This window comes from Alteromonas infernus, from assembly GCF_902705815.1.
Genome location: NZ_CACSIG010000063.1, coordinates 26,223 through 50,811 on the forward strand (window position 1 = coordinate 26,223; position 24,589 = coordinate 50,811).

21 protein-coding genes and 1 pseudogene are annotated in these 24,589 nt (G+C 45.2%); 14 read left to right on the forward strand and 8 right to left on the reverse strand.

Annotated elements, in window-relative coordinates; translation table 11 throughout:
* Positions 1-218 precede the first annotated feature (218 nt).
* The 5 genes from malQ (at position 219) to msrB (ending at position 9,307) form a co-directional block, all read left to right on the forward strand.
* Positions 219-2,417, forward strand: coding sequence for a 4-alpha-glucanotransferase (malQ, locus tag ACX5J7_RS15385; protein WP_498707443.1), 2,199 nt, complete (start codon positions 219-221; stop codon positions 2,415-2,417).
* Positions 2,418-2,579: 162 nt separating this feature from the next.
* Positions 2,580-4,772: a 1,4-alpha-glucan branching protein GlgB gene (glgB, locus tag ACX5J7_RS15390; RefSeq protein ID WP_498707445.1), complete on the forward strand. Its 2,193-nt coding sequence runs from the start codon at positions 2,580-2,582 to the stop codon at positions 4,770-4,772.
* 71 nt (positions 4,773-4,843) lie between these two features.
* Positions 4,844-6,889: a glycogen debranching protein GlgX gene (glgX, locus tag ACX5J7_RS15395; protein WP_414631241.1), complete on the forward strand. Its 2,046-nt coding sequence runs from the start codon at positions 4,844-4,846 to the stop codon at positions 6,887-6,889.
* Positions 6,890-7,208: 319 nt separating this feature from the next.
* Entirely contained in the window at positions 7,209-8,762 is a 1,554-nt protein-coding gene (gnd, locus tag ACX5J7_RS15400; RefSeq protein WP_012518786.1) for an NADP-dependent phosphogluconate dehydrogenase, read from the forward strand.
* Between the two features lie 116 nt (positions 8,763-8,878).
* Positions 8,879-9,307 (forward strand): peptide-methionine (R)-S-oxide reductase MsrB, encoded by a 429-nt coding sequence (gene msrB / locus ACX5J7_RS15405; protein WP_498707447.1) that lies wholly within the window; start codon positions 8,879-8,881, stop codon positions 9,305-9,307.
* 162 nt (positions 9,308-9,469) lie between these two features.
* Here the strand turns inward: msrB and ACX5J7_RS15410 are convergent, their stop codons facing one another.
* A complete protein-coding gene (locus ACX5J7_RS15410) occupies positions 9,470-10,354 on the reverse strand; it encodes a DUF2989 domain-containing protein (RefSeq protein ID WP_498707448.1) in 885 nt (294 codons plus the stop codon).
* Between the two features lie 193 nt (positions 10,355-10,547).
* On the opposite strand from ACX5J7_RS15410, the gene ACX5J7_RS15415 reads away from it, so the two are divergent.
* The 8 genes and pseudogenes from ACX5J7_RS15415 to ACX5J7_RS15450 all read left to right on the forward strand — a co-directional run bounded on the left by ACX5J7_RS15415 (position 10,548) and on the right by ACX5J7_RS15450 (position 19,093).
* On the forward strand, positions 10,548-11,993 hold the full coding sequence (locus ACX5J7_RS15415; RefSeq protein WP_012518783.1) for a glyceraldehyde-3-phosphate dehydrogenase: 1,446 nt from the start codon (positions 10,548-10,550) through the stop codon (positions 11,991-11,993).
* A gap of 193 nt (positions 11,994-12,186) precedes the next feature.
* The gene (locus tag ACX5J7_RS15420; protein WP_024016467.1) at positions 12,187-13,326 is read left to right on the forward strand and encodes a M14 family metallopeptidase; all 1,140 of its coding nucleotides are present in this window, start codon (positions 12,187-12,189) and stop codon (positions 13,324-13,326) included.
* A 112-nt stretch (positions 13,327-13,438) separates the two neighbouring features.
* Positions 13,439-15,097, forward strand: coding sequence for an alanine/glycine:cation symporter family protein (locus ACX5J7_RS15425; RefSeq protein WP_012518781.1), 1,659 nt, complete (start codon positions 13,439-13,441; stop codon positions 15,095-15,097).
* A 260-nt stretch (positions 15,098-15,357) separates the two neighbouring features.
* A pseudogene (locus ACX5J7_RS15430) lies at positions 15,358-15,685 on the forward strand (zinc-ribbon domain-containing protein).
* On the forward strand, positions 15,686-15,979 hold the full coding sequence (locus ACX5J7_RS15435; protein WP_012518778.1) for a YeaC family protein: 294 nt from the start codon (positions 15,686-15,688) through the stop codon (positions 15,977-15,979).
* Positions 15,969-16,217, forward strand: coding sequence for a hypothetical protein (locus ACX5J7_RS15440; RefSeq protein ID WP_498707450.1), 249 nt, complete (start codon positions 15,969-15,971; stop codon positions 16,215-16,217). Before ACX5J7_RS15435 ends, ACX5J7_RS15440 begins: the two co-directional genes overlap by 11 nt.
* Positions 16,218-16,312: 95 nt before the next feature.
* Positions 16,313-18,874: a DUF349 domain-containing protein gene (locus ACX5J7_RS15445; protein ID WP_498707451.1), complete on the forward strand. Its 2,562-nt coding sequence runs from the start codon at positions 16,313-16,315 to the stop codon at positions 18,872-18,874.
* On the forward strand, positions 18,875-19,093 hold the full coding sequence (locus tag ACX5J7_RS15450; protein WP_012518776.1) for a hypothetical protein: 219 nt from the start codon (positions 18,875-18,877) through the stop codon (positions 19,091-19,093).
* A 66-nt stretch (positions 19,094-19,159) separates the two neighbouring features.
* Here the strand turns inward: ACX5J7_RS15450 and ACX5J7_RS15455 are convergent, their stop codons facing one another.
* Positions 19,160-19,354, reverse strand: coding sequence for a hypothetical protein (locus ACX5J7_RS15455; protein ID WP_012518775.1), 195 nt, complete (start codon positions 19,352-19,354; stop codon positions 19,160-19,162).
* Between the two features lie 45 nt (positions 19,355-19,399).
* The gene (locus ACX5J7_RS15460; protein ID WP_012518774.1) at positions 19,400-19,576 is read right to left on the reverse strand and encodes a DUF1328 domain-containing protein; all 177 of its coding nucleotides are present in this window, start codon (positions 19,574-19,576) and stop codon (positions 19,400-19,402) included.
* 256 nt (positions 19,577-19,832) lie between these two features.
* Here ACX5J7_RS15460 and yfbR point away from each other — a divergent pair, with 256 nt between their 5' ends.
* Positions 19,833-20,486: a 5'-deoxynucleotidase gene (gene yfbR / locus ACX5J7_RS15465; RefSeq protein ID WP_012518773.1), complete on the forward strand. Its 654-nt coding sequence runs from the start codon at positions 19,833-19,835 to the stop codon at positions 20,484-20,486.
* A gap of 35 nt (positions 20,487-20,521) precedes the next feature.
* On the opposite strand, the gene ACX5J7_RS15470 is transcribed toward yfbR, so the two are convergent.
* The 5 genes from ACX5J7_RS15470 to ACX5J7_RS15490 all read right to left on the reverse strand — a co-directional run bounded on the left by ACX5J7_RS15470 (position 20,522) and on the right by ACX5J7_RS15490 (position 24,583).
* Positions 20,522-21,097, reverse strand: a complete 576-nt coding sequence (locus ACX5J7_RS15470) for a CC0125/CC1285 family lipoprotein (protein ID WP_474369495.1) — start codon at positions 21,095-21,097, stop codon at positions 20,522-20,524.
* Between the two features lie 26 nt (positions 21,098-21,123).
* The gene (locus ACX5J7_RS15475) at positions 21,124-21,381 is read right to left on the reverse strand and encodes a hypothetical protein (RefSeq protein ID WP_012518771.1); all 258 of its coding nucleotides are present in this window, start codon (positions 21,379-21,381) and stop codon (positions 21,124-21,126) included.
* A 59-nt stretch (positions 21,382-21,440) separates the two neighbouring features.
* Entirely contained in the window at positions 21,441-21,953 is a 513-nt protein-coding gene (locus ACX5J7_RS15480; protein ID WP_498707454.1) for a hypothetical protein, read from the reverse strand.
* 3 nt (positions 21,954-21,956) lie between these two features.
* A complete protein-coding gene (locus ACX5J7_RS15485) occupies positions 21,957-22,286 on the reverse strand; it encodes a hypothetical protein (RefSeq protein ID WP_012518769.1) in 330 nt (109 codons plus the stop codon).
* A gap of 188 nt (positions 22,287-22,474) precedes the next feature.
* Positions 22,475-24,583, reverse strand: coding sequence for a response regulator (locus tag ACX5J7_RS15490; protein WP_012518768.1), 2,109 nt, complete (start codon positions 24,581-24,583; stop codon positions 22,475-22,477).
* Between the last annotated feature and the right edge of the window lie 6 nt (positions 24,584-24,589).

The following is a 24,589-nucleotide window of genomic DNA, read 5'->3' on the forward strand; positions in this document are numbered from 1 at the left end:
AAATAAAATGAAAATAAATTACGTAAAGTATGGATCAAAATGCCATAATTAGCAAAATAAATTGCTAAAGTGTTGCAAAATTACGAATTAATGCTATTGCAATCGTATTCAGATATCGCGAAGCCCTTGTTTCTAGAATAATGTTAAAAATTTGTATGTGGACGTATCTTGCTGCTTCAGCCTTTGCGTCTTTCACCGAATAACAGGAATGACACACCATGACACAACAACTTCTGCAACAACTGGTTGAAATGCGGGGAATAGAAACCCAATACGTAGACGCATGGGGAAAACCAGCAACCATCGCAGAATCAAGCAAAGCGAAATTGCTCAATACACTTGGCTATGACACCAGCAGTGACGAAAAAATTCAGTCACAAATTACACAAGATATAAAGTCGGTGTGGTTGTCGCCACTAAATCCTGTTCAGGTGGTGCGCAACACTCAAGAGATCAATCTAGCCGTGCGCTTACCTATTGAGTTGGTAAACGATGTACACACCCTAACTGTTACCTGTGAAGCGGGTAACGTACTTACTCATGACTTCACGCCGGTTGACCAAGAAATGACAACCATGGCGCACATTGATGATGTTGAATTTCATGAATACGTTGTAACGCTACCTTTAGATTTGCCGTTGGGATATCACGATGTCGCACTAAGTGCCGATGACGATGAATTTGCCCGCTCTCGCATTATTGTTGCACCAGAAGCGTGCTACACGCCAAACGAAATTAAAGAAGGCAAAAAAATATGGGGCTTAAGCGTTCAACTTTACTGCGTTCGCAGTGAAAAGAACTGGGGGATTGGTGATTTTTCTGATTTAGCACTGCTTATTGAAAAAGCCGCTGGCGTTGGTGCAGACTTTATCGGACTCAATCCTATTCATGCGCTTTACCCCGCAAATCCCAACGCGTGCTCGCCTTATGGGCCAAGCTCACGTCGCTGGCTTAATTATTTGTATATCGATGTGACTGCCATTGACGGCTATGACGATGCATCAGTACAAACCGTAGTTAATAGCGATGAATTTAAAGCCACGCTTGAACATGCACGCAACGTAGAACATGTAGACTACGAGGCAGTCGCCCATGTGAAATTGGCTGCGCTTAAGGCTGTATTTGAAGTGTATGAAGCCAAATACCTTCGTAAGAACACAAAGCAAAACAAAGCATTCAAAGCGTTTGTTGAAGCAGGCGGTGAAAGTTTAGATATGCTTGCGGTGTATGATGCGCTGCAATCTCACCTTAAGGGTGAGGGGAAAGAAAGTTGGGGGTGGCCTGTATTCCCAGAAGAGTTTAAAGATTATCACAATCCAGCCGTCGCTAAATTTAAGCGCGCCAACGAACACGAAGTGAAATTTTACTTGTTCTTACAATGGATTGCTGCGCAACAGCTAGAGCAGGCGAGCAACAAAGCCAGTGATGCTGGCATGACCATTGGCTTGTATCGCGACCTAGCGGTAGGTGTTAGCGAGGGAAGCGCGGAGATTTGGGGCAATAAAGACCTTTACTGTACTGATGCCAGTGTAGGCGCGCCACCAGATATTTTAGGCCCCCTTGGTCAAAACTGGGGTCTTCCACCAATGGACCCGCGCAAATTATATGAACAAGGCTATCAGCCCATTATCGACTTATTTGCTTCTAACATGGCGTCATCAGGTTCGCTACGAATCGACCACGTAATGGCGCTTCTGCGATTATGGTGGGTCGTTAAGGGTGACGATGCAAAAGAAGGCGGTTATGTTTACTATCCGGTAGATGATTTGTTAGGCATTCTTGCGCTAGAAAGTCATCGTAACCAAAGCCTTGTAATTGGCGAGGACCTAGGCACAGTACCTGAAGAGATTCGCAGTAAGCTTGCTGAAAATGGCGTGTATTCGTATCGCGTTTTCTTCTTTGAGCAAGCCGAAGACGGCGGTTTCTTCTCGCCTAGTCACTATCCGGTTCAGTCGATGTCGACGTTAACCACTCACGATATGCCCACGCTTATCGGGTACTGGCATTGTTTAGATTTAGAATTAGGCAAAGAGATTGGGCTGTATCCAACAGAAGAAATCCTGCAAACCTTGTATACAGATCGTCACAAAAATAAGCAGGCTATTCTAGATACCTTGCATGGGCATGGTTCAATTAACGATAGTATCAGTCACGATGTTAATTTTACGGGTATGAACCGTGAATTAAACAACGGGATGCAGGTACACATGGCAGGGGGCTCTAGTGCTCTGCTCAGTCTTCAATTAGAAGACTGGCTGGAAATGGACAAGCCAGTTAATATCCCTGGTACTTTTGACGAATATCCTAACTGGCGTAGAAAGCTGACAGAGAATATCGAGTCGATGTTCGAAAGACATGATATAAACGAATTAGCATCTAAACTTACTCATGCAAGAAAGCAAGCCAGCCAAGGTTAAGCTTTCACTATTAAAAAAATGTTAATAGGCAGTTGCCTAGTTAACTTAATCGAGTAAGATAAAGTATCACAAGGGTGCTTTTGATAGAGCTTAAACACAAAAAGACGTGCTTAAGCTCTCAATTCAACCCGCTGCCATGCGGGTTTTTACTAGGAGTAGCGAATGCAATTAGCGCAGCAGTTCGAACAGGTAACATGTTCCCAACCATTTTCTCATCTTGGCGTCATTGCCAGCCAACAAGGTGCGATGCTTCGTGTTTGGTGTCCTGACGCCAGCGAAGTAACGATAAAATGGGAGAATTCTGCGCTAGCTGATCGAGTTATTAAATCGGACAATGCGAATGGCTTATTCGAAGCGTCACTTCCCGCTGAGTACAACGGTGAAATTTACCGCGTAGTCGCTAACAAGGGGAGAGGGGATAATGGTTATATCGACCCTTATCAATTCACTGAACAGGCTTACCATGCCGTACATTATATTGATAGCACGCCAGCAAATTTGTACGAACAAGCGGGTGCGCAGTTAATTGATATCTCTACACCACAGGGCAATACGGTAAGTGGCGTAAGGTTTTGTGTATTTGCGCCAAATGCAAGCGCGGTATCACTCATTGGCGATTTCAACCAGTGGGACGGACGTACTCACCCGATGGAGAAAACGTCGATGGGGTATTGGGTGCTCTTCGTACCCGAGCTCACTGAAGGCGAACGCTATAAATACCATATCAAAGACGCCAATGGTCATGATTTACCGCATAAAGCTGACCCCTTAGGATTCTGTGCTGAGCAGTATCCTTCTCATGCGTCGAAAATTTATAATCACCGTTCCTATCAGTGGAGCGATAGTGATTGGATGGAAAATCGCAAAGGGGATAAATACGCCAGCCCTATGAGCATTTATGAGGTTCACTTAGGCTCATGGAAACGACCTGACGCTGCTACAGAGGCGCGGTATCTTACCTATAAAGAACTTGCCGATGATTTGATTGGTTACGTTAGCGATATGGGCTACACCCATGTGGAACTGCTACCAATATCAGAGTTTCCTTTCGACGGATCGTGGGGATACCAACCGGTTGGTATGTTCGCGCCTACCAGTCGGTTTGGCAATCCAGATGACTTCAAATACTTTGTCGATAAATGTCACCAAGCCGGCGTGGGCGTTATCATCGATTGGGTACCTGCTCATTTTCCTGAAGATGGCCACGGTCTGGCAAGGTTTGACGGTTCGTGTGTGTATGAATATGAAGACCCTCGTAAAGGCTGGCACCCAGATTGGAACTCATGTATCTATGACTTTGGCAAAGATACCGTTCGTCAATTTTTAGTTGCCAATGCTCTTTACTGGCTTGACAAGTTTCACGTGGACGGACTTCGGGTTGATGCGGTAGCGTCTATGCTTTATTTAGATTACTCCCGCAACGAAGGCGAGTGGATCCCGAACGTTGACGGCGGTAATGAAAATTACGAAGCGATAAGCCTGCTTAAATGGATGAACGAGGAAGTATACAAGCACTTCCCAGACGCTATGACTATAGCGGAAGAGTCCACGTCATTTCCCAAAGTATCTCGCCCTGTTTTCGACGGTGGCTTAGGCTTTGGCTTTAAATGGAACATGGGCTGGATGCACGACTCGCTGCACTACATTGCAAAAGACCCTGCATATCGGAATTACCACCACGGTGATATTACGTTTAGCATGGTTTATGCCTTTGATGAAAATTTTGTTTTACCCATTTCCCATGATGAAGTCGTACATGGTAAAGGCAGCATGTTACACAAGATGCCGGGCGATGAGTGGCAACAAGCCGCTAATTTGCGCTGTTACGCAGGTTTCATGTATGGCCATCCAGGCAAGAAGCTTAACTTCATGGGTAACGAACTGGCGCAAGCACGGGAATGGAATCACGATAGCAGCTTAGACTGGCACTTGCTTGACTTCGAAAAGCACGCAGGTATTCAAGCGCTGTATAAGGCGTTAAACCATTTGTACACCTCAACCCCAGCCCTTTATGAACAAGACCATGACCCGGCGGGTTTTGCGTGGCTTGATCACAGCAATGCGGATCAAAGCGTTGTGTCGTTTGTTCGCACTTCAAAAGATGCAAAGCAAAAAGTCTACGTGGTGTCTAACTTTACGCCTGTCCCGCGCAAGAACTTTAGAATTGGTGTGGATGAAGCCTGCACGTTGACGCTGGCGCTGAACACCGACGATGGGGCTTATTGGGGTAGCAACTACGAAGTCGTTGCCAACACAACCGCACAACTTATTCCGTGGAATGATCGTACACATTCAGTAGAGATAACCTTACCGCCACTTGCTACGGTGTTTTACGTTGCTGATTTGAGTGAATGAGCTTAGCTAAATAATAAGTCGAGAACGCTGTGAAAGAGATACAAAACGCTGCGCCAATTAAACAGAGTGGAATGGGAAAAGCGTTCCCTCTTGGCGCCACAATTACACAAGAAGGCTGTAATTTTGCTGTTTATGCCCCCGATGCAAAAGCGGTGGTGTTGTGCTTCTTTAATAGTGATACAGAAGAAGCGCTAGAAGAGTTCCCGTTACCCGAAAAAACAGGCGATGTGTGGCATGGTCTGTTTACTGGCGTAAGCGCCGGGCAGTACTATGGTTACCGGGTTGAGCGCAATGAAGCTGGTTTGCACTCAGTACCTACAGACAAATTGCTGATAGATCCCTATGCGAAAAAAATAAGCCGTGCAATAAAGTGGGACGCGCGACGATACAAGCATGACTCTCAATTTATGATCCCCAAGTGTATTGTCATCGACGACAGTGATTACGCTATCAGTCACGCCAGTGCACCAGTCATCCCTAAACACAAACGGGTTGTGTATGAGGCTCACGTTAAAGGGCTTACCAAGCTTCACCCCGATGTTCCTAAAGAGCACAGGGGGAAGTTTATCGGGGCGGCGCATTCAAGCGTTATTAAACACCTTAAAGCGCTGGGTATCACAACAGTACAATTTATGCCGCTGTGTTCATTTATGCCAGAACCCTTCGTCACCGATAAGGGATTAACGAATTACTGGGGTTATAATCCGGTAAACTTTTTCGCGCCTGAACCTCGCTACGGTGTGTCAGATGCCTTGGCCGAGTTAAAGGAGATGGTTGATGCTTATCACAGCGCGGGGCTTGAAGTCATCGTCGATGTGGTATTTAACCACACGGCAGAGGCAGGCAATGGCGGCCCTATTTTATCGTATAAAGGGTTTTGCCCGTATCAAGCGTATTTACTTGAGCAGACTAAAACCGGAGAACTGGTGTATTCCAACCATTCAGGCTGTGGCAATACGGTGAACACCGCGCAACCTTTCATGATGGGCCTTATTCTCGATGCGATGCGTCATTGGGTTACGGTCATTGGGGTTGATGGCTTTAGGTTTGATTTAGCCGTATGCTTGGGCCGAGAGCCGCAGGAGTACAATAAAAAGTCAGGACTGCTACGCGCAATAAGTAGCGATCCAGTGTTGCGAGATAAGGTTTTACTTGCTGAGCCGTGGGACATTGGCCCAGGTGGTTATCAAGTGGGTAATTTTCCTTCTCCGTGGCTAGAAGTGAACGATAAGTACCGCGATACGGTTCGCGCCTTTTGGCGCGGCGATGACGGTGTAACGGCAGACTTTGCTACCCGGCTGATGGGCTCCAGAGATATATTCCACAAAGGCCATCGACATATTAGTACCTCGGTAAATAACGTAACCTACCACGATGGTTTTACGCTACACGATATGGTGACTTATGCCGAACGTCATAATCTCGATAACTTAGAAGACAACAGAGATGGCCACGGCCATAACCTCTCGGCAAACTATGGCGTTGAAGGCGAAACCAACGACGAATCGATTATCGACATGCGCGAACGTCAAAAGCGAAACCTTTTTGCTACGCTAATATTTTCTCAGGGTACACCTCACATTCTTGGGGGAGATGAGCTAAGTCGCACTCAAAACGGCAATAATAATGCGTACTGCCAAGATAACCCTATTAGCTGGTTAAACTGGGAGATGAATAAGCGTAAACAAGACTTTCTGCGCTTCTGCCAATACGCTATTCGGTTGCGTCAGTCGTCTACCTTGTTAAGTGAGTTAAAGCTTCATGATGATGCATTCACACTGTCTCGAAACGTGAAGGAAATCAATTGGTATAAGCCGGATGGTTCTGATAAAGCATCTGAAGACTGGAATGTGCATCACAACAAAGCGTTTGGCGTTGAAATTAAAGGTTGTATCGTGGGCGACCAAAAACCAGAACACTGGTTTTTATGCGTAAATGCCAGTGAAAACGACGTGCGGTTTCACTTGCCTTCCGTGCTTCCTAAAGGGGGGTGGACGATGCATCTTGATACGCGCTATAACTCTCTTGAAGAACAACCTTCAATTTGTATACAAAAGGTGTTTTTACAAGCAAGCAAATCGCTCACGTTATTTAGCTTTGCGCATTTTTCCGGTTGAGAGACTGTTTTACAAACGTAGTCAGCGTCACTGAATGTATGTTTTATAATAACGCAGGTCAATCGGGCGCTAAACGAGAGGTTTAAAGGGCGCTATGAAATTTTTGTAGCCCACTCTTTACCTTTGTATTATTTTTGTACAGGCGTGATTCAAAAGCGCGAAATAGGTGGTGTAAATAAAGCTTAATTCGCCTGCTCAACCTGATTACCTTTACCGTTGGTGGCATTTACACCAGTGCGCACTAAATTATTAGGTTTGACTGTTCTTTATTCTTTCAGGTGGTATCATGCGCAGCCATCTGAAATGTGAGGGTGTTCCTATGCAAAATAAAGGTGGTAATTCTCACGACGACAAGTCGTGTGATATTGGTTTTATCGGTTTGGGGGTAATGGGAAGTAACCTGACCATGAACCTAGTAGACCATGGCTATCGTGTCGCGTGTTTCGATTTAGATCAAAATAAAGTTGAGTCTATTCTGGCTAAAGACGCAAGCGAAAGAGCTGAAAATACTGAGCCTCGTGTGGAAGGCTGCAGTTCTTACACCGAGCTTTTGAGCAAGTTAAAAGCCCCGCATCTTATCATTATCTCTGTGCCAGCAGGCGCCCCCGTTGACCACGTGTGTAATCATCTTATCGATGCCGGTATTCACGCTGATGATATCGTTGTAGACACGGGTAATAGCTTATGGACCGACTCGGTCGCGCGTGAAGAGCAATACAAAGGCAAATTCATTTTCTTCTCTACTGCGGTTTCAGGTGGCGAAGTCGGCGCGCGATTCGGACCCTCTTTAATGCCGTCGGGTAACCCGTATGCTTGGACGCGTATTGAACCTGTGCTTACCGCCATTGCTGCAAAAGTTGATCCTGAAACAGGTAAGCCTTTAGAAAGTCATATACCTGGCCAACCTGTGGTAGAAGGTGAGCCGTGTGCAACGTATATCGGACCAGTTGGTGCTGGGCACTATGTGAAAATGGTGCATAACGGTATTGAATACGCCGATATGCAGTTGATCTGTGAAACGTATCACGTGATGCGTGAAGCCCTGAATATGAAACCTGCCGACATTGCCGACGTATTTCGCAAATGGAATGAAGGTAAGCTAAATAGCTATCTGATGGAAATTAGTGCAGAAGTACTAGAGCAGATGGACCCTGAAACTCATGTGCCCCTTGTTGATGTTATCTTAGACAGAGCAGGGCAGAAAGGCACAGGGCTATGGACAGCAGTGAGCGCTTTACAAGTAGGTAGCCCTGCACAAACCATTACATCAGCAGTGTTCGCTCGCAGTATTTCAAGTTTGAAAGACGAGCGCGTTGCTGCTAGTAAAGTACTCGCGGGCCCAGATACCCCCACGTTTAGCGACGAGCAAAAAACCGCTATCATCGACAAGCTAGAACAAGCGCTTTATTGTTCTAAAATATGTGCTTACGCGCAAGGCTTCCAGCTAATGGCGATGGCGGGCAAAGAACATGGTTGGACGTTAGAGTTTGGCGAAATTGCTAAAATTTGGCGTGCTGGCTGTATTATCCGTGCGGTGTTCTTGCAATCAATTTCCAAGGCCTATGAAAACAATGAAGACCTTGCAAACTTGCTAATGGACCCCTTCTTTGCCGAGCAAATTACGCAATACCAATCAGACTGGCGCGAGTCTATCGCGCAAGCCACGCTGGCAGGAGTGCCATGCCCAGCGATGATGTCTGCATTGAGCTATTACGATTCGTACCGCACTGCGGTATTACCTGCAAATTTATTGCAAGGTCAACGCGATTATTTTGGTGCTCACACCTATCAACGTGTCGATAAGCCAGCAGGCAAAAAATATCACATTGAGTGGAGTGATCCTGCGCGGCCTCAAACCGCTATCAAAAGATAACGGCTGACGATTATTGCAATCAGCGCTAGGGTCACTAAAGCCTAGCCAATATGCGAAAGTTGGAAAAAGGTGTATTTGGTCTCAAATACACCTTTTTTAATGATAAGAGGTAAGTTATGTCGACAGATAAAAAACAAGACGAATCCATTGCTGAAAAAGATTGGAAAGTTGAATTAAGCGAACAGGAGTACTATGTATGCCGCGAAGCGGGAACTGAACGTCCGTTTACCGGTGTATTGCTTGATGAACAGCGAGATGGGCTGTATGTATGCAAGTGCTGTGAAGCCCCGTTGTTTCCCTCAGATACGAAGTTTGATGCAGGCTGTGGATGGCCTTCTTTCTATAAACAGCTTGATGATGGAAATGTAGATTATAGAGAAGATCTGTCTCACGGTATGCGTCGTGTTGAGATTTTCTGTAAGCAATGTGGCTCGCACCTCGGCCATGTTTTCCCTGATGGCCCAGCACCTACAGGGCAACGCTATTGCGTAAACTCTCTATCTATGACGTTTAAAGGGGAAGATAACGTTGAGGTTAAAGGGTGAATAAGCTTTTGGGCGCCTTCGCGAGAAACAACTAAAGGTAAACATCTGGTCAAATTATAACCTTGTTGGTGTCGCCTGTTTTGAATTTGTAAAAAAACCGCCCATAAACGGCGGTTTTTTTAATTATTTAGCATTAAAATCATGAAAGTTAATTTCAAAATACTAGAGCTTTTGTAATTTTAGCGTTTCTGCATTAAAGGTCGCGCTTTCTAAATGGTTGGTTATCTCATCAACGATATTATTTAGGATTTCTGTGGGAAGGTGGTATTTCTCCCCTAGCTGCAATCGCTGTGTTTCATCAAGCCTTTCATCGAAACTTTCGGCAACGCCGTACCAAACATACGCAAGTCGATAGTTATCTAAGTCCATTCCAATTGAGGCCAGTGAATAAAAAATGCTGACATCGATATCGTCGCTATCTGTATACAAACTCAATGCCCGATACAGCGTTTCAACAGTGCGCGGTAGGTCAGTCTTTATTTGGACAGACGCTAGGGATACCAGTAGTGCAGGATCAGTAACCCGATTACTTGCCGCGTAGCGTTCAAAGCGATGAAATGCCGCCTTGTCATTGAAGCGAGTCCAGTGGTAGTACGACAGGTAGGGGTCTAAGGAGTTTTTGGTTTCTCTGCTTAGTCGCTTAATCTCTCTTTGAGCCGTGATCACGCCTTTAAGCCGGGTCGCTTCTTTTCCTTTGCGCTTTACATGTTCAATGTGCTGCACTTCTTCCACACAAGTTAGGTATTCTTCGAAGTTTAATAGAAGCGGGTACTTATACGCATCATTTTCAAGGTCTTGATTGTAATACCGTATGCGTATTATTTCAGCGCGTTCGGCCCGGCAGCGGGCATCTAAACTTAGGTCTAGGCATAATTCACTGTGCGATTCACATATCTCACTGATCGTTGGCTCGAAAAGATCGCCACAGCCACTAAGGGCAACGGCCGATATTAAACCCATCGCTGATAAGCGCTTTTTTGTTGGAAACTTACTAAATAAATTCTTCGTAGTGTGAGTTTTCATGGTGGTTTTGAAACTTATCAACAATTTGGTCTTCCTTGCTTGTTTATTTAAGATACTGCTCGTCACCGTCAGACGAAAACTCACCTAGTGTACCCTAAAAATAATAAAAAACTGACGCGTAATTAGGATTTGTTATAGGCCGTAGCCCACTATCAATGGTGGACAAAGCTATAAACAACGACAACACCGTTAATTTAATATCGATGAAGGCAGAAGCATGAATCAACAGTTTGAGCAGGAGTTACAAGGCAGCTGGCAAGAGCGTCAGGAATACGCAGAAATGATGTTGCCCCTTATTGGCAAGCTATATCGCAATAAGGCAGTTGAAATTTCAGTTTATGGACGCTCGCTACTCAATGCCAGCGCGATTGATATTATCAAAGCGCACCGCAAAGTGCGTTTGCACGAAGGGATCAAATTACGCCTACGTGAAAGCTATCCAATTTTGGAAGCGTTGAGCGCTATGCAATTGGCGCCTGCTCAAATTGATATCGGCAAACTTGCTTTCGATTTCCATTACGGTTCTGCGGTTGACAACAGCGACCTTACGGCCTACCTCAATGAAAAACTAAACGACGTTGCAGGCAAAGCGGACGACCAGAAACCGCAAGACGTTGTACTTTATGGTTTTGGCCGTATAGGTCGCTTACTCGCTCGCTTACTGATTGAACGTCAGGGAAAAAACAACAAGCTTCGTTTACGCGCTATTGTAGTGCGTGGAGGCCGTGAAGGTGATTTAGAAAAACGCGCAAGCTTGCTTCGCCGCGATTCAGTTCACGGGCCATTTAACGGCAGTATTACGATTGACCACGAGCGCAACGCGCTTAAAGCTAACGGCTCTTACATACAAGTGATTTACGCTAACAGCCCTGATGAGGTTGATTACACCCAGTACGGTATCGACAACGCCATTGTCGTCGATAATACAGGTATCTGGCGTGACCGCGACGGCCTAGGGCTCCACCTTAAAGCGAAAGGCGCGGCTAAAGCCATCCTTACTGCACCGGGTAAAGGCGACATCAAAAACATCGTTCACGGTGTTAACGATGAAGAAGTAACGCCAGAAGATACTATCGTTTCTGCGGCTAGCTGTACCACTAACGCGATTACGCCGGTACTTAAAGCGCTAGATGAAGAATATGGTATTGAAAATGGTCACGTTGAAACGGTTCATTCTTACACTAACGACCAAAACCTTATCGATAATTATCACAAAGGCGACCGTCGCGGGCGAAGCGCGCCGCTGAACATGGTAATTACCGAAACAGGTGCGGCTAAAGCCGTGGCGAAAGCGTATCCAAAGCTTGATGGCAAGCTAACGGGCAACGCTATTCGCGTACCAACCCCTAACGTATCGTTAGCCATTTTAAACCTGAACCTTAAGACGTCGGTAGATCGTATTGCCGTAAATGAGTTCTTACGTGATACGGCACTGTTTTCTAAATTGCAGCATCAAATAGATTACACAGCGAGTAAAGAAATCGTATCGACTGATTTAGTGGGCTCACGTGCCGCCTCAGTCGTTGACTCGCAAGCGACTATTGCCGCTGATAGCCGGCTGACACTGTATGTGTGGTACGACAATGAGTTTGGTTACAGCTGTCAAGTATTGCGCGTGGTGCGCGATATGGCAGGATTGAGCTTCCCAACGCTGCCTTTATGAAGGCAAGCCATTAATAAGTGAAAGCGATAACGGTTAAGCGTTAAATTGTATAAAAAACCGACCCAAGTGGTCGGTTTTTTAATGGTGTAAACATTTTGTATACTTTGGTCAGTACAAAACCCGTCGAGTGCGTGGAATTTTTGTTTACGTCTATGCTAAATTAGCGCTCAAATAATGAGGAAAACGACAGTCTATGCATATTTCCAGTCAATTCGACAGCGGTAACATTGAAGTAGTTAGCGCACAATCACCAGATGATATCCGTCTAACCATTCCCAACGACAATCAATCTGAATTTGCGCAGTGGTTCCATTTTCGTCTAGTGGGCGAAACGTTTGTCACGCACACAATGACCATTGGTAACCTAGCAAAATCAGCGTATCCCGAAGGTTGGAAGGGATATAAGGTTTTAGCGTCTTACGACCGCCAAACGTGGTTTAGAATTCCAAGTGAATTCGACGGTGATAATTTGTCATTTTCGTTAACGCTTGAACAACCCAGCGTGTATTTTGCTTATTTCATTCCCTATAGCTACGAACGCCATTTAGACCTTGTTCACGATGCGCAAATGTCTTTATTGTGTGAGCATAAGTTTTTAGGCCTTACCCTAGACGGCCGCGATATGTCTTTACTTGTTATCGGTGAAGAAACGCCAGAAAAGAAAAAAGTGTGGATAACGGCCCGTCAACACCCAGGTGAAACCATGGCCGAGTGGTGTGCTGAAGGTATTATATATCGCTTGCTCGACGAGCAAGATGGCTTGGCGCGACAGTTGCTTGATAATGCCGTGTTTTACGTAGTACCAAATATGAACCCAGATGGGAGTGCCCGAGGCCATTTACGTACTAACGCTGTAGGTACCAATCTTAACCGTGAATGGGCGACACCATCGGTGGAAAAAAGCCCTGAAGTGCTTTACGTTCTCAATGCAATGAGTGAAATTGGTGTAGATATGTATCTTGATTTGCACGGTGATGAGGCATTGCCGTACAACTTTGTGGCAGGAACTGAAGGTAACCCTAGCTACACCGACAACATAAAAATGCTTGAAAACACGTTTAAAGATGCACTGTTAAACGCAACGCCTGAGTTCCAGGATGAATTTGGTTACGATAAAGACGAGCCAGGCAAAGCTAACCTTACCGTTGCATCGAACGCGGTGGGTGAGAAGTTTAAGTGCATGGCCTACACGGTTGAAATGCCGTTTAAAGATAACGCAGATGTGCCTGACGATATTTATGGCTGGTCAGTACAGCGCAGTCGTCAGTTAGGCGAAGATTTACTTATTGGTGTTAATGCTGTTGTGAAAAAACTGAAAGCAGCTAAACAGTAAAATAGGAATCAGGAAGTGAAAGCTTCCGTAAAAAGGCCTCGACAAAAAGAGGCCTTTTAATTATTAAAATAAGACAAAAAATAATTAAACATAATAAAAAAGGGGAATTACCTTGGAAGGGTTATATGGTTTTCTAACTATGCTCGATGGTTTCTTAGGGGGGGCGTTCTGGTTCCCTTATGTGCTGTTAGGTGTAGGTCTTTTCTTCACAGTTTATCTCAAGTTTCCGCAAATTCGTTTCTTCAAACACGCCTGGCAAGTAGTTACCGGTAAGTTTGATAAAGAAAGTGATCCAGGCGATACCACGCATTTTCGTGCCTTAACCACGGCGCTGTCTGGCACCGTAGGGACGGGTAATATTTCAGGTGTGGCCTTTGCTATCTTCTTAGGTGGCCCAGCAGCGTTATTTTGGATGTGGGTTACCGCCTTTTTAGGTATGACAACGAAATTTGTTGAAGTGACCCTTTCGCACAAGTACCGCGTTAAAACGGAAGATGGCACCATGGCGGGTGGGCCCATGTACTATATGGACCGACGCCTAAACATGAAGTGGCTAGCTGTTGCTTTCGCGATTGCTACGGTAGTGAGCTCATTCGGTACAGGTAACCTTCCGCAAAGTAACGGCATTGCACAAAGTATCGAAGCGACTTTTGGCTTTGAACCTTGGGCGGTAGGCAGTGTACTTGGTATTCTTCTGGCCTTGGTTATTCTTGGCGGTATTCAGCGAATTGCGGCGTTTACTGCTCGTGTAGTGCCGGTAATGGCGGTGATTTACCTTATTGGTGCACTCGCGGTTATCTTCGCAAACCTTGAAAACATCGGGCCGTCGTTTGCTGCGGTTATCGGTGATGCTTTCACTGGCTCTGCGGCTGCGGGAGGGTTTTTAGGGGCCTCGCTTGCTTATGCATTTAACCGAGGTGTAAACCGAGGTCTATTCTCAAACGAAGCCGGCCAAGGTTCTGCACCTATTGCACACGCTGCAGCAAAAACAAAAGAGCCAGCGTCAGAGGGGATGGTGTCATTGCTTGAACCTTTCATCGATACCATTCTTATTTGTACAGTGACAGGTTTAGTTATCCTGTCGTCGGGTGTTTGGAAAGAAAAACATGAGAACGTGTTTGACCGTTCTGACATGTATTTCGTTGCCGGCCAGTATGACGACACGAACCAAGCGGATGTCGATAAACTTTATGGCTACCTCAATGAGGTTGAAGGCAATGTGGTTGAGCCTTACACCGGCTCTATTACGGTTGTTAACGGCACCGCAGTCAGTGACGGTTTCACACTACTTAACGCGCGCTCAATTGCTGAAGATGTTAAGTACGCGGTGGGAAGTGAAGATCTGTTTACAGGTACGCTAAAAGTTGTAGACGGTAAGCCAGTAAAAGAGAATTTAGAAGTAAGTGGTAAGTCGCTGGTTCACTCTGCGGCATTGACAACCATTGCGTTTACCCGGGGCTTCTTCGGTGACGCGGGTCAATACATTGTTTCTATTGGTCTAATGCTGTTTGCTTTCTCTACCGCTATCGCGTGGTCTTACTACGGCGACCGTGCCATGACATACCTTTTAGGGCCGCGCTCAGTGATGCCTTATCGCGTTATTTACGTAGCCGGTTTTGTATGGGCGGCGTTTTCTGATACAACCTTAGTATGGGCACTTTCTGCAGTGGCAATTGTCGTTATGACCCTGCCGAACTTATTCGGTATTATGCTGCTTTGCAAAGAAATGAAAGAGACCGTGAACGACTACTGGGCTCGCCATAAAAAGTAAGTGTAAATAGGCTTATCGCTCGCTTTTGTCAGAAACAGAGCAAAGGCAAAAACGGTAGGTCAACCCATTGAAATGCGCGGAAGTGTACTTTGTTCAAAAGTTAACACCCCGCGCATTTTTTGTTTTGCGGTTGTCAGCTTAATCAACATAATCGACTTCATTGTTGTGCTGAACTTAAGTATGATACTCGTCCGCGTATAAATGCTCAGCACAGATAGCGCGAGTATTTCCATTTCGCACCCAATCAATAGGAGCAACATATGGCATTAGTTGACTGTCCTTCGTGCAATAAAAAAACCGTCTGATAAAGCCCAGACGTGCCCTCACTGCGGTTTTAAGATAGGCGATGCGACTTCCGAAGACATCGAGCGAAAGCAAAGCTTACAAAGATTTAAAAAGTTGCAGAGTATCCAGAACCAGTCACTCCTTGCTATGCTGATCTTCGTAGCAAGTTTTGGATTCATGTACTGGGGCGGAACGCGCCCTGGCGACTTGCAACATAACCTGGCTATTTTGGGCGCAGTGGTTGGCTTTGTATGGTACTTAGTAAACCGCGCGCGAATTGTATATATAAAGCGTTTTTCCTAAATGAATATAGAAGCACTTGTAGGCAGCATGACGCCAGAAATATATGAGCGTTTACGTCAAGCAGTTGAAACCGGAAAGTGGCCCGACGGTACGCCACTTAATGAAGAGCAAAAGGCTAGCAGTATGCAGGCCGTAATGCTTTATCAAGCGAAAATTGAAAAGTCCTCAGAGCACATGACTGTAGGGGAAAGCGGTGAAATTGTTCATAAAAGCAAAGCCGACTTTAAACGCTCGTTAAGTAACGAGCATGATGATAAAAATACTATAGCGCGGTTTAAACAGGATGATATTTAGTCGTATATTTACGCCTTCACACCAAAGCCCAAAACCAGAGAAACGCATTCAGGCAATTGAAAGTCTCTCTCCAGTTAAGGCACAAGAAAAAACAATTCTTCACGAATTAGCCTTCAATGACGAAGACAGTAATGTCAGTTTGGCTGCTCTTGAAAAGCTTAATAGCTTTGTTCTTTGGCTTAAAATGTCGCAAATTGCAAAGCAAACACGAGTAAAGAAAACCGCTGAAAAAAGGTAAACGAAGCGCTTGTAGGGGAAGGCGACCTCTCACTTTCATCTCAGGAAAAGTTTTCGTTTTTAACCGAAACGGCCAGTGCTGACTTAGTGGTGCAGATGCTACCGCAAATGCTAGCAAAAGACCCCGCGCTTTTATCAGACGATAGTCTTGCGAAAGCGTTAATCGAAAAAGTCGACAAGCCCTCGTTTACGCAATACGTATTTCTGGAAGGGGCGAGTGCGGGTTTACAAACCCAGCTCATCAATGCTCAAGATAAAATATCCGAGTTGCAGAAGCTGGCCAAAAAGGTCTCAGATAGCGAGTTACTTGCGCAGATTGATACGCGAGTAGCGGCGATAAAAGACGCTCAGCGCCGCCCCGTGGAGCTTAAAAAACAGCTTACGTTAGTGTTGTCTAAATACCAAGCGCTGCTCGATAAGTCTGACGTGCAATTCATCGATGAAAAACAGCGGGAATTCGACAGCGAGTTAACGGGATTATTTGCGCAACTTGATTTACTCACTCAGGACGAGCGCGCAGAGTATGACGAAAAACGCACCCGTATATCTGAACAGGTCGAGCGTTATTTACAACGTATTCGTCCGGCGTGGGAAGAGAAGCAGCAGGCCGCGCAGCTTGCCAATACGAAGGCTTTGTGCGAGCAACAGCTAACATACGCTAACGAGCAAGTATCTTGGCTATATAATAATCGTCTTTGTGAGGCTACGCTTGCCGATGTCGCCACGGTCAACGAAAGTGTACGCGGCGTAGAAGCGACGTTAGAACAGCTTTCTCGAATGGAAAGCGAAAACTCAAACGAGAAACGTATTGCAGAAATTAAGCGCGAAGTGGACGGGTTGAATGACCAACTAGAGCGGTTTTCAATGCAGCAGCAATACGGGCAAAAGCTGCTTATTAAGCTGCAAACGTTAGAAGATATTGCCGCTAAAATTGTTGATGCTTCTCAAAACGATGTGATCGAAGATAGCGCTAGTGAAGGTCTAGCAGCAGAAAGTAATAACGTGGCCAGCCTTAACGGTGCTTTCATTGAAGCGCGAAACGATTATCAAGTGTTAAGCCGTGAATTAGCGACTATTCCAAAAGCGTTGATGAAGCGCTTTAACGCTGCGACTAAACGGGTGAACGCTAACGAGCGTGCGAAGAAATCGAAAGAAAGTGAGCAAGTGAAGCACGTTAGAAAGCAAATTAGCGTTATCGATAACCTTATCGGGCAGGGTAAGTTCCGCGTCGCTATTGCTAAGTTTGCTAAGCTTGACGAAAGCTATCATGCGCTGCCTAGTAATGCGAAAAAGCAGGTCGAAAAACGTTTTGTAAAAACAGCTGAGGAGGTGTCGCATTTGGAAGGCTGGCAAGATTACCTTGCGGCGCCAAGAAAGCCCGCGTTGGTTAAAGAAGCCAAAGCGCTAGCCTCAACACAGGCCGACAATATAAAAGCACGAAGCGAAGCAATTAAATACTTGCGCAAGCAGTGGCTGTCGTTAACCCCCTCATCTACCAGTAATGGAAGTGACGATGGTGAAGACGCTGCATTACAGCAGCAGTTTGACGAAGCCCTTGAAAAAGCGTTTGAGCCTTGCCGAGAACATTATGCCAAGCTTGATGAGCAACGCGCTCAGGCTTGTGAAAAGCGTATGTCGATCATTGCAACTGTTAAGGCGATAGACATCAATACGCCTGAATCAGAGTTGGTAAAAGTGTTCGATAAAGCTGCGAAACAATGGCATAGCGCCGGTCAAGTTGAGCGCGAAATATACGAACCACTTAAACAAGAGTGGAAAGCGGTATCGTCGCCAATTCAAAGCAAAATACAGCAGTGGCAAAGTGGCAATCAAGCGCAAAAGCGCGCCTTGGTTGCACAGGCTCAGCAACTTGCTACGGAAGATGATGTGCATAGCGCTGCCGACAAATCACAGGGTTTACAGGCTCAGTGGAAGCAAATCGGGCATGCAGGCAGGCGAGAAGAAAGTAAGCTTTGGGCAGAGTTTAAAGCGGCAAATGACGCGGTTTTCGAGCGACTTAAGGCTGAGAGAAAAGTACAAAGTAACGCGTTTAATGCGCAAGTCGATGAGCTGCTTAGTAAAGTCGATAATATCGATATTAAGAGTGACAGCGCGGCTTTCGATGAGATAGTAAGCGAAATCAACGAACAACTTCGTGATTTACCTAAACCACAACGCAGTAAAGTGGAAAGAAAGTTAGAAGCCTTAGAGGCAAAACGTGTTTCGCTCGCGAAAAGCGCTCAATCTCAAGCTCGGGTACAAAAAGCACAAGCGCTTAGTTCATTACTTCTTCTTAACGTAGGGGAGGGCGGCACCGTTCGGGAAGGCGATGAAGAGACCTTACTTGAAACAGTGGGCAGACGGTGGTCAAGCCTTCTTAGGCAATCTGATGGTCATGCCAGCTGTCAGCACGATAGGCAGTGGCTAACGGTGGCGTTAGAAGTTGCTACAGATATGCCAAGTCCGGCCGCTGATGCATCAATACGTTCCAGCGTACAGTTACAAATGATGACGGCGAAATTAGAACAAGGGCAAGCCGCTACAGCGCCCGATATTTTGGCCGATTGGCTATCCTTTGATGTGCTGTGTGAAAAGGACAAACACTTGGCGCAACGGGTTGTTGCGGTTATTGATGCGTACCCAGAGGTGGTGGCTTAAATGGAAAACGCGGTTGAATATCATTTCGAGACAGAAATGTCCGCTTATCGATTTTTAAACACGGTTAAACATATTGATGCTGAAGGGCTAAAAGTGAAATTTGGGCGGTCAGATCATCACGTAAGCGTTAAATATCGCTACGTGGTAGGCGTGTTCGATTCCACACTGTCCACTCTTGATGATTTAGCCAGGGAGTTAGGCGGTGAAGAGGTGGCGTAACCGTTAGCCTTAACACAAACTAAAAGGGCCAGACATATGTCTGGCCCTTTGGCGATAAAGTGCTGATTAACAGTCTTTATCTTCAGCTTCTACGCCTTCTTTCACATCTTCACACGCGTCTTCAACGGCGTTACCTGCGTCGGTAACCATCTCGTCTAGCTCTTCGCCTGCGTCTTCTGCTTCACCATCGCCACATGCGGCTAGTGATAAAGCAAATGCTGATGCTACTAGTACTTTTGATAGATTTTTAAATGAAAACATATCCTTACTCCTTACTCCTTTTTCCTACTAAAATAATTATTACTTTTAGGCTTTTGGTGCTCTGCCACGAAGCGCGTTAGCGATAAGTGAGATTACTAGCAGCGCGATAAACACAAAGAATAAAAACTGTGCTATACCTGTTGCTGCACCAGCGATGCCTCCAAAACCAAAAACTGCTGCAATAATGGCGATGATAAAAAATGTGATTGCCCAACCTAACATAACTAAATCCTCGTATTGCTTCCGTTACTTTCACTATGAATAATGCTAGCTTCGTGCCGAGTTTGTATGTTTATGATATATATGACTAAATTTTAATTTGACCAATATTTGGTTTAGTTTATTTCCAATTATGGAAGTCACGATTACACGAAAAAATGCATTTTTTACAGGCTCGTGATCACCTATGGTATTAGCAGTGTGTTTGCTAAGGTGATAGGTTAGAAACGTCTAAGATGAAAGTGAAGGAAAAAAGTTTATGGCAGAAACACATTCTGCGTTTATCGGTCTTATGCAGCGCGCTCGCAATGTGAAACGGTGGCCGCTTATGGCACAATTCCAGGAAGAGATGTTATCAACCCACATATACGAAGCCTCCTTTGTGGCCCACATGCTTGGTGCGATAGCGTGCGATGTATTTAACGAAGACATCAACCCTGATAGGGTTGCGGCAATGGCTATCTTTCACGAGGGAAGTGAAATTGCAGGGATGAGTGATATACCTAGCCCGGTTAAATACCACGACCCGGAAACCACGGCTGCAATAAAAAAGCTAGAGCGTCGCTTTGAGCTAATGCTCATTAAGACTTTGCCCGAGGAATTACAGGCTAGATATATTCCGCTAATTGAGCAAAATAAAGATGACGATCACGTAACGCTAGCAAAAGCTGCCGATGTCTTATGCGCATATTTAAAGTGCGATTATGAACTGTCAAAATCAAATTCTGAGTTTTCTAACGCGATGAGAGAAATGGAAGTTCAGCTAAAGCGCTACCGCGAAAAGCTGCCCGCGGTAGACTATTTCTGTCAGGTCTTCTTAGAAGATGCAAAGGGTACGTTAGACGAGCAAACCAAGAGCCTAGAGTGGATAGAGCGCGCTAATACGCTTCACCTCACCTCAGATGACGCTTAGATGCCTAAAATGGAAAGGTCCGAGTATTTACCGGTTTAATTACTGCCTTTAGTCTCAAGCGGCTCAGCAAGCACTTCTTCTACAGTGAAGGCGTTTTTACCTAAGCTTGCCATATCATTTGCCATTTTAACGACGATGGTAAAATAAATATCGTTGATCTGTGTTTTTACCACGTCACTGGAATTAGGCACGGACATCGGCTGTGCCACTTCTTCACATCCGGACATGGTGCATTGTCTATCAATTTGAAATGTTGCCGGCTTTTCATTATTAGCCACAATTTCTCGTGCCAATACAGGCTTTTTATCTACGTTAGTTTTTACTATAGATAAATAGCTGTACCCCTGCTTTTGCGCAATTTGTGCAGCGCGATGGAGGGCGTATTGCTGAACTTTATCTGCAGGAGTTTTGTCTGTGGCCTTAAAGAGAACTTTGTATTCGCTGCCCGAAAGTTTCTCACTAGAGTATCCATAACCGGCTTTTGTGTTTGCCGATTTATAAGGGGTAGGCGCAGCGACTGGCGTCGATGAGCAACCTACTATTACAAGACTAAATGCTATACCAATACCAGCAAGCATCTTGCGACTTTTCGACGTAGGTTTTCCGGTCATCTCACGTACTCCTTAGATTATTTAGGTCATTGAAACAATGACAATAGCGCGGTTCTGCCTAGCGCCATCATGGCCTGATTGCGTTTTGCTTTAGGCTTAGCATCAACTGCACCTTTGTAACCGCCAAATGCAGCAATACCCAATAGCGTCTCGGGTTTGCCCATTAATAGCTTACATTGCCTTTTTGCTTGCGTAACTGCAACATCTGCATGATGCTTTTGCGAAAAGTAAGCATGCTCCTTTTCTGCGATGTCACGCATATTAGCCTTTAAAAAAATGTTCATCGTGGTTACCTTACGCTATTTTTGACAAAAAATATGAATTAGTTTGTAGCAAGGAGTAGCTAACCGAAAACTCGTCTCCACGTTTGTACAAGCCGGTGAAAGCTGATATACCCAAACGCGTTTTGGGCAAGTCTAAATAGTCCAAATGCTGTTAACACATTAATAGCCAATAGCACTAACGGTACTATCACGTAATGCACTCCCATACTGTGAAGAAAAGCGCCAATAGCGATGTTTAAGATAAGCCAGCAAACAGTTCCTACCGCAAAAGCAGCTAAGCAAGCGAATACCGTAACAAAAATACTCTTTTTTATGAGCATCAATTCACTGTTAGTCAGTTCTAAAAACGCGAATCCTTGTGCTTTTCTTTGAGAAAATGCTTCTTTAAGCGCAGATATGATGCTTGAGAAGGAAGGGTCGGGGTAGTTTTGCTCAGCAGTAGAATTTGCTGATTTATTAGCGCTTGAATGTCTATCGGCGTTAAGCGTCGCCTGAGCGCCAGGAGGCGTCAGGCGAAACGGATTTTCTTCACACAATGAAAATTGTGCTTTGTGAAAATCAGGCACTGTCATCGGTTATTTCTTGCGAAGTAGTGAAGTTACCAACATGCCTGCGGCGAATGCAATACCCGCAGTGGTTACCGGGTTTTCTATGGCGTATTTACGTACTTTTGACGCTTGCCATTTTTGTTCTGCAAGGCGCTTTCGTGCCGACATATTTTCCGCAGAAGACGATGCTGTTTTACGAATGTTTTCTTCGGCGATACCGGCACTGTCTGCTAACTTGTCTACCGAAGAGTGAAGAGATTCTTTCAGTTGATCCGTTACTGGGTGGCTCGGCTCAGTTACGCCGTTAGTCGTACTCGTTTTTACCGTTTGCGATTTTGCTGATGCTTGTGTAGCCATAATACTCTCCTTAATATTTTGGGTTCAATATTAAGGGTGCAACCTGTATACCATGTATGTAAGCTATTGTTTTATTTGTTTTTTATGTATATATAGGGTTTGGAAAAAAGGAGAGGGTTTGCAAGTCTCACACGTTCGTTTGCAAACCCTTGTAATATTTTCTTAGTCTTTGCGCCATTGGATTCGATTTAACCTACTACGGAGGCCAAATCGTCTTTAGATACGGGTTTTAAAAGCGCACTATCTATGCCAATAGATGACATGGCATCGGTGTCTGCTTCGTGGCCGCTTACAATCGTTAGTACGGCATCAGGGAGTTTCTGTTTCAGTTCTGCGGCAAGGTCGTAGCCATTATAGTCAGGCAGGGTTAAATCCATCAGGATATGATCAAAATTCTGACCTTCTGCTGTGTTTAACGCGTCAGCCCCACAATACTCTGTGGTGACGGCGTGGCCTAAATGAGTGAGAAAAAGCTGTAGCAATTCAGCTGCGTCTTCGTCGTCTTCAATGACAAGAATGCGCTTATGTTTTGGCGCAGCCTCGCCATTTTCTGGGTGAGTATCGTTTGGCTTATTGTCCGAGCTTTGCACTGTTGTTTCACCTATGTTCTCTAGATAGAGGTTACTTTTAGGCGTCTTGTTTTCTTCCGGTGCATAGGGCTTTTCCATTGGCATATCAGCGACTTGACTCTCTACATTAGTAAAGGTTACATAATTGCCTGGAGGCAAATATTGAGAAAGCAAATTTGCCAATGCAAAGCGGTCTATAGGTTTGCCTATAACATCGTTAAACCCTTCTCGAATTAGCGACTCCCGCAGGCCTTTACGGCTCGCGGCGGTGACAGCAATAACAGGAATATCTTGCCCGTGCCGGCGGATAGCGTGGAGGGCTTCAATACCGTTCATTACGGGCATGTGAATATCCATAAGAACCAAATCGAAAGGTTGATTGTGTTCATCAGCTTCTAATACGGCTTCCAGCGCTTTTACGCCATTTTCAGCGTAGCTTATGTCGGCTTGTGACTGACTGACAAGGTGCCCCGTTAGTCTGCGTATCTCTCTAAGGTCATCTACAATTAGCACTCTCCCCGTAACACACAGGTCAATGCTGCTCGACTCCACCGGTTGAATTTGACCGAGCTGTAAGTCAACCAGTGGTTGTGAAGATAGCTCACCGGGGTTTATATCAAAGGTAAACGTACTTCCTTCGCCAAGTCGAGAAGTAACCGCAATATCCCCGCCCAACTTAGAAACTAACTCATTACAGATTGCAAGCCCTAACCCTGCACCTCCGTGATTGGCACGCATAACATCTTCAATTTGTTCAAAGGGCTGGAAGATATTTTTCAATTTATCTGGCGCCATGCCAATACCTGTATCATCAACGGAAAACCTGAGTAGAGGAGGGGAGCCATCCTGAGGCGTGTATTCATCTAGTTCGATGGTTAACGTTATACTTCCTTTATCAGTGAACTTTACGGCATTCGATATTAAGTTCAGCAGTACCTGACGCAGGCGCGTTGGGTCGGTTTGGATAAACTCTGGAATTTTGGTTTTTGACACAACGTTAAGGCTAAGACCCTTATCTTTGGCATTAAGCCGCATCAACGAATGAATATCGGTTAAAAAGGCTGATAAATTAACGTCTTGAATATTAAGCTCAAGCTTTTCCGCCATAATACGGGACATATCAAGTAAATCATTTAGCAGGCTTAACAAGTGTTTTCCGTTTGAGTGGATAATCGATAGCTCCTGTTGAAAAGCGCTGTTGCGCGCGTCATCAATAAGGAGCTCTGTGTACCCTAAAATGGAGGTTAGCGGTGTTCGAAGTTCGTGGCCTAAGTGGGCAAGAAACTTGTCTTTCGCCTTGTTCTTCTGCTCGACTTTATTACGTTCAATGCGTTCGTTTTCAATATCGCGGCGCACCATCGCGTAGCGAATAGTACGCATAAAACGAGGCGTTTCTATTTCTGATTTTTGAAGATAGTCTGCAGCACCAGCACGCATAACCATTTCATCAACCGCTGAGTCAGACTGGCCAGTGAGGATCACCACGGGTAAGCTAATTTGATTAGATTTCAAAAGCCCTAGCACGTCGATGGCATTTTCAGCACCCAACAAATAATCTAGCAAGCACAAATCAAAATTATTAGTTTTGAGTGCCTCTACGGCATCTAGACTATTAGTCACCCAGGTTAGTTCAAACGAAGGTGACTCACATTGTGCTAGATAATCAGAGGTTAAGAAGTAATCATCTTCATCATCCTCTACTAACAGAATTTTTATAACCTCTGTCATCTAGTA

Bases quoted from the DNA above. Each gene is read 5' to 3' on its own strand.
- malQ (WP_498707443.1), top strand. From the start codon at position 219: ATGACACAACAACTTCTGCAACAACTGGTTGAAATGCGGGGAATAGAA.
- glgB (WP_498707445.1), top strand. From the start codon at position 2,580: ATGCAATTAGCGCAGCAGTTCGAACAGGTAACATGTTCCCAACCATTT.
- glgX (WP_414631241.1), top strand. From the start codon at position 4,844: ATGGGAAAAGCGTTCCCTCTTGGCGCCACAATTACACAAGAAGGCTGT.
- gnd (WP_012518786.1), top strand. From the start codon at position 7,209: ATGCAAAATAAAGGTGGTAATTCTCACGACGACAAGTCGTGTGATATT.
- msrB (WP_498707447.1), top strand. From the start codon at position 8,879: ATGTCGACAGATAAAAAACAAGACGAATCCATTGCTGAAAAAGATTGG.
- ACX5J7_RS15415 (WP_012518783.1), top strand. From the start codon at position 10,548: ATGAATCAACAGTTTGAGCAGGAGTTACAAGGCAGCTGGCAAGAGCGT.
- ACX5J7_RS15420 (WP_024016467.1), top strand. From the start codon at position 12,187: ATGCATATTTCCAGTCAATTCGACAGCGGTAACATTGAAGTAGTTAGC.
- ACX5J7_RS15435 (WP_012518778.1), top strand. From the start codon at position 15,686: ATGAATATAGAAGCACTTGTAGGCAGCATGACGCCAGAAATATATGAG.
- ACX5J7_RS15440 (WP_498707450.1), top strand. From the start codon at position 15,969: ATGATATTTAGTCGTATATTTACGCCTTCACACCAAAGCCCAAAACCA.
- ACX5J7_RS15445 (WP_498707451.1), top strand. From the start codon at position 16,313: ATGCTACCGCAAATGCTAGCAAAAGACCCCGCGCTTTTATCAGACGAT.
- ACX5J7_RS15450 (WP_012518776.1), top strand. From the start codon at position 18,875: ATGGAAAACGCGGTTGAATATCATTTCGAGACAGAAATGTCCGCTTAT.
- ACX5J7_RS15455 (WP_012518775.1), bottom strand. From the start codon at position 19,354: ATGTTTTCATTTAAAAATCTATCAAAAGTACTAGTAGCATCAGCATTT.
- ACX5J7_RS15460 (WP_012518774.1), bottom strand. From the start codon at position 19,576: ATGTTAGGTTGGGCAATCACATTTTTTATCATCGCCATTATTGCAGCA.
- yfbR (WP_012518773.1), top strand. From the start codon at position 19,833: ATGGCAGAAACACATTCTGCGTTTATCGGTCTTATGCAGCGCGCTCGC.
- ACX5J7_RS15470 (WP_474369495.1), bottom strand. From the start codon at position 21,097: ATGACCGGAAAACCTACGTCGAAAAGTCGCAAGATGCTTGCTGGTATT.
- ACX5J7_RS15475 (WP_012518771.1), bottom strand. From the start codon at position 21,381: ATGAACATTTTTTTAAAGGCTAATATGCGTGACATCGCAGAAAAGGAG.
- ACX5J7_RS15480 (WP_498707454.1), bottom strand. From the start codon at position 21,953: ATGACAGTGCCTGATTTTCACAAAGCACAATTTTCATTGTGTGAAGAA.
- ACX5J7_RS15485 (WP_012518769.1), bottom strand. From the start codon at position 22,286: ATGGCTACACAAGCATCAGCAAAATCGCAAACGGTAAAAACGAGTACG.
- ACX5J7_RS15490 (WP_012518768.1), bottom strand. From the start codon at position 24,583: ATGACAGAGGTTATAAAAATTCTGTTAGTAGAGGATGATGAAGATGAT.